Here is a 15,215-nt window from a genome sequence, read left to right on the forward strand (position 1 = left end):
ATCGTTCGTTCAGTGAAGGGTTCATTCCGAGTGTAGAGCGTACGGGCGGTAAGGGGAAACAGCCGCGGCCCCGGCCTGCGCGCCCGTTCCCAGCGGCGCTCAGCCGGGCAGCTGGGACCGGGTGGGCAGGTCCGCTCCCGCCCGGGCAACGGTGAGGGCCGCGCACACGGTGGCCCGCCCGAGCGCCGCCGTGAACGCGCCCGCCGCCGAGGCGCCCGCCGGCTTCCGGAGCCCGCCGCCCCCCACTCCCAGCAGGCCGGCGTCGGCGAGGCCGGAGAGCAGCCCGGCCATGAACGAGTCCCCGGCGCCCACGGTGTCCGCGACCGCCACGGGCCGCGCCGGCAGCGCAGTGGGCTCACCGCCCGGCAGGCACGCGAGCGCCCCGCGGGCGCCCAGCGTGGCGATCGCCAGCACCGGGCCCCTGCCGGCCCAGTCGGCCAGCGCCCGGTCGACGGGCACGCCCGGGTAGAGGTGGGCGAGGTCCTCGTCGCTGGCCTTGACGACGTCGGCCAGTGCGACGATCTCCTCGCACCGCGCGCGGGCCGCCGCGCGGTCGGCCAGCAGGTCCGGGCGGATGTTCGGGTCGAAGCTGATGGAGGCTGCGTCCCTGCGGGCGCGCAGGAGCGCGAGCACCGCGTCGGCCCCCGGTGCGAGCTGGGCGGCCAGCGAGCCGGTGTGGAGGTGGTCGGCGGCCGGCGCTGCGACTGCGTCGAAGCGCCATTCGAGGTCGAACGCGTAGTCCGCGGCGCCGGCGGCATTCAGGCGGGCGTGCGCGGTCGAGGTCCGCGCGATCGCCCCGAGCGAGGCGCCCAGCCCCACGCCGCTTGCGGCCAGGTGCGCGGCGATGCGCTCGGCGCGGACATCGGCGCCGAGCGCGCACGCGAGCTCGACGCGGTGGCCCAGGCGCCCGAGCCCGAGCGCGACGTTGGCGGGGCTGCCCCCGGGGTGCTCGGCGCGCGCGCCGTCGGCGGTCTCGACGATGTCGATGAGCGCCTCGCCGATGACGAGGAAGCGGGGATCCATGGCCCGATTGTCCCCCGCCCCCGGCCCGGGGCGCCCGGCCGGGCTCACCGCGCGCCCGCCCGCGGCACCCACCGCATGAGCACGAGGCCGGCGGCCAGGACGAGCACGATCCCCAGCGCCCCGGCGCGCTGGAAGCCGAAGAGGGTGATGAACAGCGCGAAGCACGTGGGCCCCAGGAAGCTGACCGCGCGCCCGGTCGTCGCGTAGAGCCCGAAGTCCTCCCCGGCGCGCTCGGGCGGGGTGATGCGGGCCAGGTACGACCGGGAGGACGCGTTGACCGGCCCGACGAACAGGCACAGCCACATGGCGCACACCCAGAACAGCGCCTGGGAGTCGCCGAAGGCGATGGGCAGGCCGCCGGCGATGAGGCACACGAGGCCGGTGAGGATGACCGCACGCGGGCCGAACCGGTCGTCGAACCAGCCCGAGGCCAGGCAGCCCAGCCCGGCCACGAGGTTCGCCGCGACGCCCAAGTAGATGACCTGGGAGGCGGAGAACCCGTACGAGCCGGCCGCCAGCACGCCGGCCACGGAGAAGATCGTCGTGAGGCCGTCGCGGTAGACGGCCGCGGCGGCGAAGAACATGAGCGTGGGCCGGTCCTCGCGCCACAGGGCGACGATCCGCTCGACGACGAGCCGGAAGCTCTCCAGCCATGAGCCGAGCCCGGCACGCGAGCGGATCCGGGCCCCCGCCTCGGGCGCGGTGGGCGCGCTGCGGTCCCTGGGGGCCAGGAAGACGATGGGCAGCGCGAAGAGCAGGAACCACGCACCGGAGGCCGCGGCGACGATCCGGTAGCGCAGCCCGCCGGCGTCCACCGCGCCGAAGAGCCCCACCTCCGGGCGGATGAAGGCGAAGAGGGCGAACACGAGCATCGCCAGGCCGCCCAGGTAGCCCAGGCCCCAGCCCAGCCCGGAGATCCGGCCGGTGTTGGCGGGGGTGGCGATGCGGGTGAGCAGGCCGTTGTAGGAGACCTCCGCGAGGGTGTAGAAGATGCTCGCCGCGCCCAGCAGGACGAGGCCGGGCCACAGGAAGGCCGGCTCGTCGCGGATGAAGAACATGCACAGCACGCACGCCACGACGAGGCCCGTGTTGATGGCCAGCCAGCGGCGGTGATGGCCGCCGGCGTCCGCCCGAGTGCCCGCCGCCGGGGCCACGATGGCCACGAGTGCGCCGGCGATCCCCATCGTCCAGCCCAGCTGGGCGGCCCCGGCGTCCTTGTCCGCCGCGACCGCGGAGGTGAGGTAGGGCGCGAAGACGAACGTGACGACGACCGCGGAGTACGCGGAGCCGCCCCAGTCCCACAGCGCCCACGCCATGATGGTGCGCCGGCGGGTGCGCGGCAGTGCGGACGCCTCTGTCATAGGGGCACTCTATGGGCTCGCGCGGGCTGGCGCGCCACCAGCGGTGATGGAAGTATGGGAGGCACGAACCCCGCGCCCGCCGCGCGGCGGACCCAAGCGCCGCGCAGCCGGGGGCCACAGGCCGTCGAAGGAGAGCCATGCCCGTCGCAAGCCCGGAGCAGTACGCCCAGATGATCGACCGCGCCAAGGAGCGCGGCTTCGCCTACCCCGCCATCAACGTGACCTCGTCCCAGACGATCAACGCGGCCCTGCGCGGCTTCGCCGAGGCCGGCTCGGACGGCATCCTCCAGCTCTCGTTCGGCGGCGCCGAATATGCCTCCGGCTCCACCGTCAAGGACCGCATCACCGGGTCCGTGGCGCTGGCCGAATTCGCCCGCACGGTCGCGCAGAACTACCCCGTCACGGTGGGGCTGCACACCGACCACGCGCAGCAGGACAAGGTCGAGGACTGGGTCAAGCCCCTCATCGCGCTCAGCCGCGAGCGCGTGGAGCGCGGCGAGGACCCGCTGTTCAACTCGCACATGTGGGACGGCTCCGCGATCGAGGTGCCGGCGAACCTCGACATCGCCGCCGAGCTCCTCGAGCTCACCCACGCCGCCAAGCAGATCCTCGAGATCGAGGTGGGCGCCGTGGGCGGCGAGGAGGACGGCGTCACCGGCGAGATCAACGACAAGCTCTACACGACCGCGGCCGACGGCCTGGCGACGGTGGAGAAGCTGGGCCTGGGGGAGAAGGGCCGCTACATGACGGCCCTGACGTTCGGCAACGTCCACGGCTCCTACAAGCCGGGCCACGTGAAGCTGCGCCCGGAGATCCTCCAGGAGATCCAGGACGAGGTGGGCGCGAAGGTGGGCCGCGAGCGCCCGTTCGACCTCGTCTTCCACGGCGGCTCCGGTTCGACGGCCGACGAGATCGCGGCGGCCGTGTCCTACGGCGTCATCAAGATGAACATCGACACGGACACGCAGTACGCGTTCACCCGCCCCGTGGCCGACCACATGTTCCGCGACTACGACGGGGTCCTCAAGGTCGACGGCGAGGTGGGCAACAAGAAGGCCTACGACCCGCGCGCCTGGGGCAAGGCCGCCGAGGCGGGCATGGCCCAGCGCATCGTCGAGGCCTGCCAGCGCCTGGGCTCCGCGGGCCAGAGCGAGGGCTGAGCCGAGGCCGGAGCGGGGGCCGGCCCGCGCCTCGGCGGCGGGGTGGCCCCCGTCGCCGGGGTGGTTCCGTAGTCGAGTCGGCCCCCGGAGCCGGGTGGGCCGGGCACCCGGCTCCGGGGCGGGCCGGGGCACCCGTCCGGATTTGTGTGTCGATTCGGTCTCGATGTCCGGTCCCGCGCACGAGGGATAGGTCACACGCTGTGAGCTGGCTTAATCTTTCCTCCATTACCGCGCACGCTCCCGCAGCGCACGGACGAAAGCGAGTCACCCCCACCATGGCACTCAAGCCCACCATCGTCGCCGCAGCCGCGGCCCTGAGCGCGACGGCCCTCGTGCTGTCGGGCTGCTCGTCCTCGACCACGCAGAAGGACGGCGACTCCGGCTCCGGCGGGCCGCTGACCGTCGGCACGACGGACAAGGTCACCTCCCTCGACCCGGCCGGCTCGTATGACAACGGATCGTTCCTCGTCATGCAGCAGGTCTTCCCCTTCCTCACCTCCTACAAGCCGGGCACCGCGGAGACGCAGCCGGACATCGCGGAGAGCGCGGACTTCACCAACCCCACGACCTACGAGGTCAAGCTCAAGAAGGACCTGAAGTTCGCCAACGGCCACGAGCTGACCTCGTCGGACGTGAAGTTCAGCTTCGACCGGCAGAAGAAGATCGCCGACCCCAACGGCCCCTCCTCGCTGCTGGGCTCGCTGAAGTCCGTGAAGACCCCGGATGACCAGACCGTCCAGTTCGAGCTCAGCCGCCCGAACGACCAGACGTTCCCGCTCGTGCTCGCCGGCCCGGCCGGGCCCATCGTCGACGAGGAGGCGTTCTCCCCGACGAAGGTGACGAAGGACGACGAGATCGTCAAGGCCGAGGCGTTCGGCGGGCCGTACCAGATCGACTCGTACGACCTCAACAAGCTCGTCTCCTACGCCGCGAACCCGGACTACAAGGGACCGCTGGAGAAGGCGAAGACGGACAGCGTCCAGATGAAGTACTACTCGGACGCCAACAACATGAAGCTCGACCTGCAGCAGGGCTCGATCGACGTGGCCTGGCGCTCCCTGTCCGCCACGGACATCGAGGACCTCGGCAAGGACGACAAGCTCTCCGTGCACAAGGGCCCCGGCGGCGAGATCCGCTACATCGTCTTCAACTTCGACACGATGCCCTACGGCGCCAAGTCCAGCTCCCCGGACCCCAAGAAGGCGCTGGCGATCCGCCAGGCGATGGCGGACTCCGTGGACCGCTCGGCGATCGCCAAGGACGTCTACAAGGACACGTACACCCCGCTCTACAGCTTCGTCCCGGACGGCCTGCCCGGTGCCAACCAGGCGCTCAAGGGCGCCTACGGCAACGGCGACGGCGGTGCCGATGCGGAGAAGGCGAAGAAGGCCCTCGAGGACGCCGGCGTCACCGCGCCCGTCGACATCAAGCTGCAGTACAACCCGGACCACTACGGCCCGTCCTCCGGCGATGAGTACGCGAAGGTCAAGGACCAGCTGGAGAAGACCGGCCTGTTCAAGGTGGACCTGCAGTCCACCGAGTGGGTGCAGTACTCGAAGGACCGCACCGCGGACAACTACCCGGTCTACCAGCTGGGCTGGTTCCCGGACTACTCGGACGCGGACAACTACCTGGTGCCGTTCTTCTACGACACGAAGGACACCCAGAGCTTCCTCGCCAACCACTTCCGCGACGAGAAGATCAACAAGCAGCTGACCGACCAGGCGTCGATCGCGGACTCCGGCAAGCGCGAGCAGGCGCTGGGCACGATCCAGGACGAGCTGGCCAAGCAGCTGCCCACCCTGCCGCTGCTCCAGGGCAACCAGATCGCGATCGCGAACAAGGACGTCCAGGGCATCGACGAGACCCTCGACCCCTCGTTCCAGTTCCGCCTGGCGATGCTGAGCAAGTGATGCCCACTCCCAGCGCCGCACGGCGCTGAGCGGGCCGGGGCCCGGAGGACACCCCTCCGGGCCCCGCTCCGTGCCCCGGCCGCCGACGGCCCCCACCAGGCCGCCCGCCGGCAGGCCGCCCACCTGGCAGCCGCCACCGGCAGGCCGCCCACCAGCAGATTGCGACGGTATGACAGCAAGCGTCGAGGTCCCCGAGCTCGCGGCGGGACCCGTGAAGAAGAGCCCCAGATCCCCCTCCGGGCTGGGCCGCTACATCCTCGTCCGGTTCCTCCTCATCATCCCCACGGTGTGGATCCTCACCACCCTCGTGTTCTTCCTCATGCGGATCACGGGCGACCCCATCACGGCCTCCCAGGGCGGCCGGCTCACGCAGGACCAGCTCGCCCAGCGCGTGCACGACGCGGGCTACGACCGGCCGCTGATCGTCCAGTACTTCGAGTACATGGGCCGGCTGCTCACCGGCGACTTCGGCACCACGGTCTCCGACCACCAGCAGGTGACGAAGGTGCTGGCGGACTACGGCAGCGCCACCCTCGAGCTCGTGCTCTTCTCCCTGGTCGTCGCGTTCGCGGTGGGCATCCCGTTCGGCATGGTCGCCGCGAAGTTCCGCGACCGCTGGCCCGATGCGGTGCTGCGCATCCTCGCGATCCTCGCCTACGCCACGCCCGTGTTCTTCATCGGCCTGCTGCTCAAGCTCGTCTTCGGCATCCTGTGGCCCATCCTGCCGGTGGCCGGCCGTGCGAACACCGCCACCGAGCTGCTGCTGGGCGGCGTCATCAACCCCACGCACCTCTACCTGCTGGACTCGCTGCGGATCGGCAGCATGTCCGCCGCCGGCGACGTGCTGCGCCACGCGGTGCTGCCCGCGATCGCGCTGGGGCTCATCACGGCCGGCACGTTCCTGCGGCTCGTGCGCACCAACCTCATCGGCACGCTGGGCTCGCAGTACGTCGAATCCGCCCGCTCCCGCGGCGTCTCCGAGTTCCGGCTCGTCACGAAGCACGCCTACCGCCCGGCCCTCATCCCCATCATCACGGTCATGGGCATGCAGATCGCGCTGTCGCTGGCCGGGGCCGTGCTCACGGAGACGACGTTCGAGTGGAAGGGGCTGGGCTTCCAGCTCTACCAGTACATCCAGGCGCGCGACTTCGTGGCGGTGCAGGGCATCGTCGTCATGCTCGCCGTCATCGTGGCGGTGACGAACTTCATCGTCGACATCATCGTCGCCTTCATCGACCCGCGAGTGAGGTACTGATGAGCACCGCTGCCCCCGTCCAGCCCACCGGCCCAGGCGCCGCGGGCCCCGCGCCGCTGCCCGGTGCGGCCAAGCGCGCAGGCGAGTCCCCGCTGCGCCGCCTGCCGATCGTCCGCCACGTCCGCCAGGCCGTGGGCCTGCAGCGCGGCATGCTGCTGGGCGGCCTCGTGATCTGCGCGCTCATCCTCCTGTGCGCCCTCTTCGCCCCGCTCATCGCCCCCTACGGGTTCGCGCAGATGAATGACGCGAACGGGGACTTCGGCACCCAGCAGGCGCCCAGCGCCGCCCACCTCTGGGGCACCACGGTGGGCGGCTTCGACGTCTTCTCCCGCGTGGTGTGGGGCACCCGGACGGCCGTGTTCGTCATCGTCGTGGCCGTGACGATCTCGCTCATCATCGGCGTCGTCCTGGGGCTCGTGTCCGGGTACCTGGGCGGCTGGCTCGACCGGATCCTCGTGGTGGTCGCGGACGCGATCTACGCGTTCCCCTCGCTGCTGCTGGCCATCGTCATGACGATCGTCATCTCCGGCGGGCAGTCGAAGGTGGTGGGCGGCGTCATGGCCGCGGCGATCTCGATCACGGTCGTGTTCGTCCCGCAGTACTTCCGCGTCGTGCGGGCGGAGGCGGTGCGCCTGAAGGCGGAGCCCTTCGTGGAGTCCGCGCAGGTGATCGGCGTGTCCAAGCCGCGCATCATCGCCCGCCACATCTACCGCAACGCCACCCGCAACATCCCGCTCATCTTCACCCTCAACGCCTCGGAGGCGATCCTCACGCTCGCGGCCCTGGGCTTCCTGGGCTTCGGCATCGAGCCCACGTCCGCAGCCGAATGGGGCTTCGACCTCAACAAGGCGCTGTCCGACGTGACCTCCGGGATCTGGTGGACGGCCCTGTTCCCGGGTCTGGCGATCGTGCTCACCGTCCTCGGCATCACGCTCGTGGGCGAGTCGATGAACGACCTCAACGATCCGCGCCTGCGGCTGCGCAAGAAGCCGCGCCGCTCCCGCCGTGCCCGGGCCCAGCGCGCCCGGACCGGCCGCACCGCAGCGAAGGAGGCCTGAGATGGCAGAAGAGAAGTCAGCCGCACAGCAGGCGCCCCTGCTCACCATCGACGACCTCGACGTCACCTTCTCCACGGACGCGGGCGAGGTCCATGCGGTCAACGACCTGAGCATCGCGGTCTCGCCGGGCGAGGTGCTCGCGATCGTGGGGGAGTCCGGCTCCGGCAAGTCCGTGACGGCCCGCTCGATCCTGGGCCTGCTGCCGGACACCGCGGTGGTCGACGGGGCCGTCGTGCTCGCGGGCGGCTCGGTGCTCACCGCGGGGCCGGCGGCCCTGCGCCGGCTGCGCGGTTCGGATGCCGCGATGGTCTTCCAGGAGCCCTCCACCGCACTGAACCCGGTCTACACCGTGGGCTGGCAGATCGCGGAGGGCCTGCGCGCCCACAATCCCAAGCTGGGCCGCAAGGAGCTGCGGGCGCGCGCCGTCGAGGCGATGGAGAAGGTGGGCATCCCCGACGCCGCCGAGCGCTACGACTACTACCCCCACCAGTTCTCCGGGGGCCAGAAGCAGCGCATCGTCATCGCCATGGCACTCGCCCTGGGCGCCAAGCTCATCGTGGCCGACGAGCCCACGACCGCGCTCGACGTCACCGTGCAGGCGGAGATCCTCGACCTGCTGCGCGAGCTGCGCGACGACTTCGACACCGCGATCGTGCTCATCACGCACAACATGGGCGTCGTCGCCGACCTCGCCGACCGCGTGGCCGTCATGTACCGCGGCGACCTCGTGGAGACGGCAGGGGTGCGCGACCTGTTCGCCAGCCCGCGCCACGAGTACACCCGCAGCCTGCTCGCCGCGGTCCCGCGCCTGGCGAGCGCGGACATCGCCTCCACCACCGCCCCTGCCACCACCGCGCCCGAGGCGCGGGTCCAGACCGCACCCGAGGCGCCCGCCGAGCCCGCGCGCCCCGATGCCGCACCGCTCGTCGTCGCCGAGGGCCTCGAGATCGTCTACCCCGGCGGCTTCGGCAAGAAGGACTTCCAGGCGGTGGGCGGCGTGAGCTTCGACATCCGCCCGGGCGAGGTCTACGGCCTCGTGGGCGAATCGGGTTCGGGCAAGACGACGATCGGGCGCGCGATCGCGGGCCTCACGCGCGCCACCGGCGGCTCGCTGCGCGTCTTCGACCACGAGATGGTCGGGTTCAAGGAGAGGGGCTTCCGGCCCCTGCGCAAGCGGATCGGCTTCGTCTTCCAGGACCCCGCTGCCTCGTTCAACCCGCACCTGTCGATCGGCGAGTGCATCGCCGAGCCACTGGCCGTTCACCGGGCGGACATCTCCGCCGCCGACCGCCGGCGCAAGGTCGATGAGCTCCTCGACGCCGTCCAGCTGCCCGGCGACTACGCCGCGCGCTACCCTCATGAGCTGTCCGGCGGCCAGCGCCAGCGCGCCTCCCTGGCCCGCGGCATCAGCCTGGATCCGGAGCTGCTCGTGGCCGACGAGCCCACGTCCGCGCTCGACGTCTCCGTGCAGGCGCGCGTGCTCGACCTGTTCCGGGAGCTCCAGGAGCGCTTCCACTACGCGGCCCTCTTCATCAGCCACGACCTGGCGGTCGTCGACATGCTCTCCGACCGGATCGGCGTGCTCTACCGCGGCGAGCTGCTGGAGTCCGGGACGGGCCCGCAGGTGCTCGGCAGCCCCCGGCACGACTACACCCGCCGGCTCATCGCCTCGCTGCCGGTCCCGGACCCGGTCGAGCAGGCGGCCCGGCGCGAGGTCGCCCGGGAACTGCGCGCCGGCGCGCGCTAAGCGGCTGCGGGCCGGCGCACGCTAGGCGCCGGCCGGTTCGCCCGGCGCGCCCACGATCATCCGCAGCGCCGCGTCGATCTCGTCCGCGGCGCGGGCCGCCTCCTCCCAGCCCAGCCGGTAGGGGTCGGCGATGTCGTCGTCGGCCGTGCCGGTGATCGCCGGCCGGCCCGCGGCGCCGCGCAGGACCTCGAGGCTGGGCGCCTCCCAGGGTGCCACCGCGCCCGCCGCCGCGAGGCGCGCGTAGGGCTTGAGCACGACGGTCCTGCCCGCTGCCTCGGGAAACGCGCCCGTGATGAGGTCGAAGTGGGACCGGGTGAGGCCCACGAGCAGCCGAGCCCGCGCGGCGATCCCCTCGTCGAGGAGCCGGCCAGCGAAGCCCGCGGGGTCGCCGCCGAGCCGCGTGAGCTGCGCGGCCATGCCGGGGTCCATGGGCTGTCCGACGATCGTGTGGGTGCCCGCCGAGGAGAACGCCGTGGACGGGTCCAGGTGCGCGGCGAGCCGTTCCGCCAGCGGCGAGCGGCACGTGTTGCCCGTGCAGACGAAGACCACGGCGGAGGCGTCGGCGCTGGCGGGAGTGGCGGTGCTGGCGCGGTGAGTGCTCATGGCGCGATTCTCCCAGCCCCGCCCTCGCGCGCAGGCGTGGCGGTACGTTGGGAGCAGGCAGAGGGGAGAGCGCGATGGCGGAGACTACTGACGCGATGGCCGAGAGCACTGATGCGCGCGGCGGCATCGTCATCGTGGGCGGGGGAGCCGCCGGAACGGCGTGCGCCCAGGCCCTGAGCGCGGCGGGCGGGCGCGCCGTGCTCATCGACGCGCGCCCGGAGCCCGCGGAGCTGCCGCCACTGTCGAAGTCTTTGTTCGCAGACGACCTCGACCTCCGGCCCCACCCCCGCGAGCTGCCCGGCATCGAGGCGCTTGCGGGGACCGTGGAGCGCATCGCCGAGGACGCCGTGCACCTCGCCGACGGCACCGCCGTTCCCTACGGCACGCTCGTGCTCGCGACGGGGCTGCGGCCCCGCCCGGCCCCGCCCGCGCTGCGCGGCGCGCACCTGGTCTCCGACGCCGAGGCCGCCCGCGGCCTCCGCGCACAGGCGCCCGGGCGCGAACTCGGCATCCTGGGCTCCGGCTTCCTGGCGCTCGAGGCTGCCCGCGGCGCCGCGGATGCCGGGCTGACCCCCACCGTGCACCTGCGCGGCGCCCTCCCGCTGCCGGGGCTGCACCCGCACACCGCCCGCGCCGTACGCGACCTCCACGCCGCGGCCGGTGTGCGCTTCGCGCCCTACGATCCGGAGCCGGCCCCGGCCGCACACCCGCTGTGGCTGGCGGCGGTGGGCGCGGAGCCGGCGCTGCCCCCGCTGCCCCAGGGGTGGCAGTCCGATGTTCGCGGCTTCGCCGAAGTGGACGCCTGGCTGCGCATCATTGGCGCGGGCGGGCGCGCGTACGCGATCGGCGATGCCGCGCACGTGCTGCGCGGCCCCATGGCCGGCTATCCGCCCACGGCAGCCGAGTCCGTGGCACTGTCCCAGGGCGCCTGGCTGGGTGCACGGCTGGCCGACCCGCGCCTCGGCGGCGGTGACGAGCCAGGCCCCGACGAGCCTGGTGCTGGCGAGGCCGTGGCCGCCTGGACCGACGTGCCCTGGCACTGGTCATTCCAGGGGCCCGTGCGCGTGTTCACCGCGGGGATGCCGGCCAGCTCCGCGGACCCGGACGCGGTGATCGTCGGCGACCTTTCGGTGGGACGGGGGCAGGCGCTGCTCTTCGAGTCCCGGGGCGACGACGCCGAGCTCGTAGGCGCGGAGACGCTCGGACCGCCGCCGGCGCACACCGCGGCGCGCCGGGTGCTCGCCGCCCGCCTCGAGGGCGGTGCGGGAGAGGGCCGGGCGCAGCTCACCCGCGGGGAGGCGGCACGGGAGGGGTTCGACCTGCGCCAGTGGGCCAGGGCGCACCGAGGCTAGGGCGTCTGCGGCCCCGCGCGGCCCGCGTCGCATAGGATTGCCGTGTCCACGGCACCGACCGGAAGTATTCTTGCGTTCATGACTCTGTCCGAAATCGCAGCCCAGAACAATCTGGGCCGAGTCGGAGCCAGGCCTCCCCTCCTCGCCTACCTCAAACAGGTCTGGCAGCGCCGGGACTTCACCTTCCTGCTGGCGCGCTACCGCATCCAGAGCGAGAACGAGCGCAACCGGCTGGGGATGCTGTGGGTGCTCCTGCGCCCCACGCTCTCCGCCGGGGTCTACGCCCTGGTGTTCGGCCTGGTGCTGGCGGGCGCGCGGCCGCATAACTTCGTGCCCTTCGTTGTGGTGGGCGTCTTCTGCATGGAGTTCTTCAACACCTCGATGAACGCAGGCGCCAAGTCGATCGTGACGAACGCCTCGCTCGTCCAGTCGCTGCCGTTCCCGCGCATGGTGCTGCCGATCGCGACCGTCACGCAGAACCTCCTGAACTTCCTGCCCACGCTCGTGCTCATGATCGTCATCACGCTGTTCGGCGGGGCGCGGCCCTCGCTCGAGTGGCTGCTGCTCATCCCCATGGTCATCCTGTTCTGGATCTTCAACCAGGGCGTGGGGCTCATCTTCGCCCGCCTCACCGTGCACTTCCGCGACCTCAGCCAGTTCATCCCCTTCATCTCGCGGATGGTCTTCTACACCTCCGGCGTGTTCTTCGATCCGCACAGGATGGTGGAGAACTACCCGACGATCCGCGGCATCATCGACTGGCACCCCCTCATCGAGGTCCTCACGATCGCCCGCGGGCTGCTGCTGCCGGGCTACACCGTGCCCGTGGACTACTGGTGGAAGCTCGCGATCTGGGCCGTCGTCCTCATCGTCGCGGGCATCGTGTACTTCTGGCAGGCCGAGGAGCGCTATGGCCGAGACAGCTGAGCCCGCCCGCTCCGCGGAGACGGGCCCGGAGGAGACCGGCCCTGCGGTCGAGGACCATCCCAACCGGCCCGCGGAGAGCCAGCCCGTCGTCGTCTGCGACGACGTCCACATCGAGTTCAAGACGCTGGCCACCGGCAAGCGCGTCAACGGCGGCACCGCGAAGGGCCTGCTCCAGCGCAAGCGCACGATGAAGTCGGTGCACGCCCTCAAGGGCGTCTCGTTCGTCGCCCGTGCCAACGAGTCGATCGGCATCATCGGCACGAACGGCTCCGGCAAGTCCACGCTCATGAAGACCATCACGGGCCTCATCCCGCCCACCCGCGGCGCCGTGTTCGCCACGAGCCGGCCCAACCTGCTGGGCGTGGGAGCCGCGCTCATCAACGACCTCTCCGGCAGCCAGAACATCATCCTGGGCGGCCTGGCCATGGGCATGACCCGGACGGAGATCGAGGCGAAGTACGACGAGATCGTCGAGTTCACGGGCCTCAAGGACTTCATCGACATGCCCATGCGCACGTACTCCTCCGGGATGTCCGCGCGCCTGAAGTTCGCGATCGCCACCGCCAAGGACTACGAGATCCTCATCGTCGACGAGGCGCTGTCCGTGGGCGACCGCGAGTTCCAGAAGAAGTCCGAGGCGCGCATCCGCGGCATCCGCGAGAAGGCGGGCACCGTCTTCCTCGTCTCCCACTCGATGCGCTCGATCCGCGACACGTGCAACCGCACGATCTGGATCGAGAAGGGCGACATGCGCGCCGACGGCGCCACCGACGACGTCGTCGACGAATACGAGAAGCACAAGTGAGCCGGTCCGAGACCCGGGTTGAGAGCCGGTCTGAGAGCCGGTCCCGGCGGCGGTCGGGCAGTGCGCTGGCCCCCGAGGCGCTGCCGGAGCTGGCGGCCCTGCCCGGGGTCTCGTTCATCATGCCGGTGCTCAACGAGGAGGACAGCCTCTCCGCCGCCGTCGCGACGATCCTCGCGCAGGACTACGAGGGCCAGCGCGAGGTGGTCCTCGCACTGGGCCCCTCCGAGGACGGCACGAACGAGATCGCCCGCGCGCTGGCCGCCGACGACCCGCGCATTGTCGTGGTCGACAACCCGGCGGGCGACACGCCCACCGGGCTCAACCTCGCCGTGGCCCGCACCCGCCACCCCGTCATCATCCGCGTGGACGCCCACTCCGAGCTCACCCCCGACTATGCCGCCGCCGGCGTCGAGGTGCTGCGCACCACCCGCGCCGCCAATGTCGGCGGGCTCATGGTGGCCCGGGGCCGGACCCCGTTCCAGCGCGCGGCGGCCCGCGCCTACATGTCGCCCGTGGGCCTGGGCGGGCCGGCCTACCACTCCGGGGACGCCGCCCAGGAGGCCGAGAGCGCCTACCTGGGCGTCTTCCGCCGCGAGGTCTTCGACGAGCTGGGCGGGTTCGACCCCACGCTGCGCCGCGGCCAGGACTGGGAGCTCAACCTGCGCATCCGCGAGGCCGGCGGGCGCATCTGGTTCGACCCGCACCTGCAGGTCACCTACTGGCCGCGCACCAGCTGGAAGAAGATCGCCCAGCAGTTCCGCGCCACCGGCATCTGGCGCGCCGAGCTCATCCGCCGCCACGGTGCGAAGAACTCCCTGCGCTACTTCGCCCCGCCCCTGCTGGTGCTCGGGCTCGCCGCCGCCGGGCTCGAGGCGCTCGCCCAGCTCAGCGGCACCACCCGCCGCTGGCCGAAGTTCCTGCGCCGCTTCACCTCGCTCGTCTATGTCGCGCCGGCCGGCTACGTGCTGGGCCTGCTCGCCGAGGTCGCGCGGGCCCGGGACCTCGGCCTGCGGGAGCGCGCGTGGTACCTCGCGATCCTGCCCACCATGCACCTGTGCTGGGGAGCGGGCTTCCTGCGCGGGCTGCTGCGGGGCGCCGGCACCACGGCGGACCGCAGCCGATGAGCCGCCGGAGCTTCAACGCCCCGCTGCTCGCGGGAGCGATCGCCGTGGTGGCGGTGATCGCGGTGGTGGCGTGGAGCCTGCTGGCGCCCAAGCAGCGGCTGACCGTCGACAGCCTGCAGCACCCCGCCGTGGCCGCGCTGGGCGCCGGCTCCGATGTCTACCCCGCGAACTCCAAGGAGGCGATCGGGGAGAACGTGAAGTTCGGCTACCTCCCGGCCGTGGACACGGCCCTCGACGCGGATGGCACGGTGGTCCTCGCCGACGCCCGGACCGCGCAGCGGGCGCTCGGCCTTGCCAAGCCGCTCGACCAGACCTCGACCGCCGACTTCCAGCGCGCCTCGGTGCCCGGGCCGAAGGACGGCAGCGGCTCCGGGACGCCCATGACCTGGGAGGCCGCCCTGGACGAGTACGGCGACGACACGGTCTTCGTGCCCCAGGTCGACGACGCCCGCACCCTCGACGCGGTGGCCGGCGCGGTGGAGGGCCACGGCGCCAAAGACTCCGTCATCATCCGCTCGGCGGAGGTCTCCGTGCTCAAGGCCGCCGCGAACAAGGGCCTCGCCGGCCTCTACACGGGCCCGGCCGCGGTGGGTGCGCAGCGCCTGCACGCGGAGGGCATCACGATGGCCGCCGTCGCCCACGATGCGAAGGACCTGGACGCGTGGCTGCACTCGGACGTCTCCGTGTGGGTCACGGGCGCCGGGTCGAAGGACGAGCTCAGCGGGCTCGCCGACCGCGGGGTCGTGGGCGCCCTGACCGCGAACCCCTACGCCGTGGCGCCGGCGGCTGTGCAGACCGGCTGAGCCCACGCCTGCCCGGCGGGCTATCGTTCCAGGCAGACACCCGCGACGGGACCCGCGACGGGGCCCATGACAGGAAGGACGACC

Annotated in this window: 13 protein-coding genes; 10 read left to right on the forward strand and 3 right to left on the reverse strand. The window is 72.1% G+C overall.

The features are described from left to right. Positions 1 to 99: 99 nt before the first annotated feature. Positions 100 to 1,023: a PfkB family carbohydrate kinase gene (locus GSY69_RS01955; protein WP_160952219.1), complete on the reverse strand. Its 924-nt coding sequence runs from the start codon at positions 1,021 to 1,023 to the stop codon at positions 100 to 102. A gap of 44 nt (positions 1,024 to 1,067) precedes the next feature. Continuing rightward, positions 1,068 to 2,384, reverse strand: a complete 1,317-nt coding sequence (locus tag GSY69_RS01960; RefSeq protein WP_160952220.1) for an MFS transporter — start codon at positions 2,382 to 2,384, stop codon at positions 1,068 to 1,070. A 137-nt stretch (positions 2,385 to 2,521) separates the two neighbouring features. On the opposite strand from GSY69_RS01960, the gene fbaA reads away from it, so the two are divergent. The 5 genes from fbaA to GSY69_RS01985 all read left to right on the forward strand — a co-directional run bounded on the left by fbaA (position 2,522) and on the right by GSY69_RS01985 (position 9,517). After that, the gene (gene fbaA / locus GSY69_RS01965) at positions 2,522 to 3,544 is read left to right on the forward strand and encodes a class II fructose-bisphosphate aldolase (protein ID WP_160952221.1); all 1,023 of its coding nucleotides are present in this window, start codon (positions 2,522 to 2,524) and stop codon (positions 3,542 to 3,544) included. 275 nt (positions 3,545 to 3,819) lie between these two features. Continuing rightward, positions 3,820 to 5,457 carry an ABC transporter substrate-binding protein gene (locus GSY69_RS01970; protein ID WP_160952222.1) on the forward strand — a complete coding sequence of 546 codons (1,638 nt, stop codon included), beginning with the start codon at positions 3,820 to 3,822 and terminating at the stop codon, positions 5,455 to 5,457. Positions 5,458 to 5,626: 169 nt separating this feature from the next. Further along, complete coding sequence (locus GSY69_RS01975; RefSeq protein ID WP_160952223.1) at positions 5,627 to 6,712, forward strand: ABC transporter permease; 1,086 nt, start codon at positions 5,627 to 5,629, stop codon at positions 6,710 to 6,712. Beyond that, positions 6,712 to 7,770: an ABC transporter permease gene (locus GSY69_RS01980; protein ID WP_160952224.1), complete on the forward strand. Its 1,059-nt coding sequence runs from the start codon at positions 6,712 to 6,714 to the stop codon at positions 7,768 to 7,770. Before GSY69_RS01975 ends, GSY69_RS01980 begins: the two co-directional genes overlap by 1 nt. Position 7,771: 1 nt before the next feature. Beyond that, a complete protein-coding gene (locus tag GSY69_RS01985) occupies positions 7,772 to 9,517 on the forward strand; it encodes a dipeptide ABC transporter ATP-binding protein (RefSeq protein WP_160952225.1) in 1,746 nt (581 codons plus the stop codon). Between the two features lie 21 nt (positions 9,518 to 9,538). On the opposite strand, the gene GSY69_RS01990 is transcribed toward GSY69_RS01985, so the two are convergent. Further along, the gene (locus GSY69_RS01990) at positions 9,539 to 10,120 is read right to left on the reverse strand and encodes an arsenate reductase/protein-tyrosine-phosphatase family protein (RefSeq protein ID WP_160952226.1); all 582 of its coding nucleotides are present in this window, start codon (positions 10,118 to 10,120) and stop codon (positions 9,539 to 9,541) included. Positions 10,121 to 10,215: 95 nt separating this feature from the next. On the opposite strand from GSY69_RS01990, the gene GSY69_RS01995 reads away from it, so the two are divergent. From GSY69_RS01995 to GSY69_RS02015, 5 genes are all read left to right on the forward strand, one after another. Further along, positions 10,216 to 11,472 carry an FAD-dependent oxidoreductase gene (locus GSY69_RS01995; protein WP_160952227.1) on the forward strand — a complete coding sequence of 419 codons (1,257 nt, stop codon included), beginning with the start codon at positions 10,216 to 10,218 and terminating at the stop codon, positions 11,470 to 11,472. Between the two features lie 78 nt (positions 11,473 to 11,550). Continuing rightward, positions 11,551 to 12,399, forward strand: a complete 849-nt coding sequence (locus tag GSY69_RS02000) for an ABC transporter permease (protein ID WP_160952228.1) — start codon at positions 11,551 to 11,553, stop codon at positions 12,397 to 12,399. Beyond that, positions 12,383 to 13,204 (forward strand): ABC transporter ATP-binding protein, encoded by an 822-nt coding sequence (locus GSY69_RS02005; RefSeq protein WP_160952229.1) that lies wholly within the window; start codon positions 12,383 to 12,385, stop codon positions 13,202 to 13,204. The genes GSY69_RS02000 and GSY69_RS02005 overlap by 17 nt, the downstream gene beginning before the upstream one ends. Positions 13,205 to 13,323: 119 nt before the next feature. After that, positions 13,324 to 14,328 (forward strand): glycosyltransferase family 2 protein, encoded by a 1,005-nt coding sequence (locus tag GSY69_RS02010; RefSeq protein ID WP_160952277.1) that lies wholly within the window; start codon positions 13,324 to 13,326, stop codon positions 14,326 to 14,328. Beyond that, on the forward strand, positions 14,325 to 15,131 hold the full coding sequence (locus tag GSY69_RS02015; protein ID WP_160952230.1) for a hypothetical protein: 807 nt from the start codon (positions 14,325 to 14,327) through the stop codon (positions 15,129 to 15,131). The genes GSY69_RS02010 and GSY69_RS02015 overlap by 4 nt, the downstream gene beginning before the upstream one ends. Positions 15,132 to 15,215 lie beyond the last annotated feature (84 nt).

The organism is Brevibacterium rongguiense (genome assembly GCF_009857845.1).
Taxonomy (GTDB): Bacteria; Actinomycetota; Actinomycetes; order Actinomycetales; family Brevibacteriaceae; genus Brevibacterium; species Brevibacterium rongguiense.

Excerpts from the sequence above, each read along its gene's own strand:
- GSY69_RS01955 (WP_160952219.1), bottom strand. The coding sequence starts at position 1,023 with ATGGATCCCCGCTTCCTCGTCATCGGCGAGGCGCTCATCGACATCGTC.
- GSY69_RS01960 (WP_160952220.1), bottom strand. The coding sequence starts at position 2,384 with ATGACAGAGGCGTCCGCACTGCCGCGCACCCGCCGGCGCACCATCATG.
- fbaA (WP_160952221.1), top strand. The coding sequence starts at position 2,522 with ATGCCCGTCGCAAGCCCGGAGCAGTACGCCCAGATGATCGACCGCGCC.
- GSY69_RS01970 (WP_160952222.1), top strand. The coding sequence starts at position 3,820 with ATGGCACTCAAGCCCACCATCGTCGCCGCAGCCGCGGCCCTGAGCGCG.
- GSY69_RS01975 (WP_160952223.1), top strand. The coding sequence starts at position 5,627 with ATGACAGCAAGCGTCGAGGTCCCCGAGCTCGCGGCGGGACCCGTGAAG.
- GSY69_RS01980 (WP_160952224.1), top strand. The coding sequence starts at position 6,712 with ATGAGCACCGCTGCCCCCGTCCAGCCCACCGGCCCAGGCGCCGCGGGC.
- GSY69_RS01985 (WP_160952225.1), top strand. The coding sequence starts at position 7,772 with ATGGCAGAAGAGAAGTCAGCCGCACAGCAGGCGCCCCTGCTCACCATC.
- GSY69_RS01990 (WP_160952226.1), bottom strand. The coding sequence starts at position 10,120 with ATGAGCACTCACCGCGCCAGCACCGCCACTCCCGCCAGCGCCGACGCC.
- GSY69_RS01995 (WP_160952227.1), top strand. The coding sequence starts at position 10,216 with ATGGCCGAGAGCACTGATGCGCGCGGCGGCATCGTCATCGTGGGCGGG.
- GSY69_RS02000 (WP_160952228.1), top strand. The coding sequence starts at position 11,551 with ATGACTCTGTCCGAAATCGCAGCCCAGAACAATCTGGGCCGAGTCGGA.
- GSY69_RS02005 (WP_160952229.1), top strand. The coding sequence starts at position 12,383 with ATGGCCGAGACAGCTGAGCCCGCCCGCTCCGCGGAGACGGGCCCGGAG.
- GSY69_RS02010 (WP_160952277.1), top strand. The coding sequence starts at position 13,324 with ATGCCGGTGCTCAACGAGGAGGACAGCCTCTCCGCCGCCGTCGCGACG.
- GSY69_RS02015 (WP_160952230.1), top strand. The coding sequence starts at position 14,325 with ATGAGCCGCCGGAGCTTCAACGCCCCGCTGCTCGCGGGAGCGATCGCC.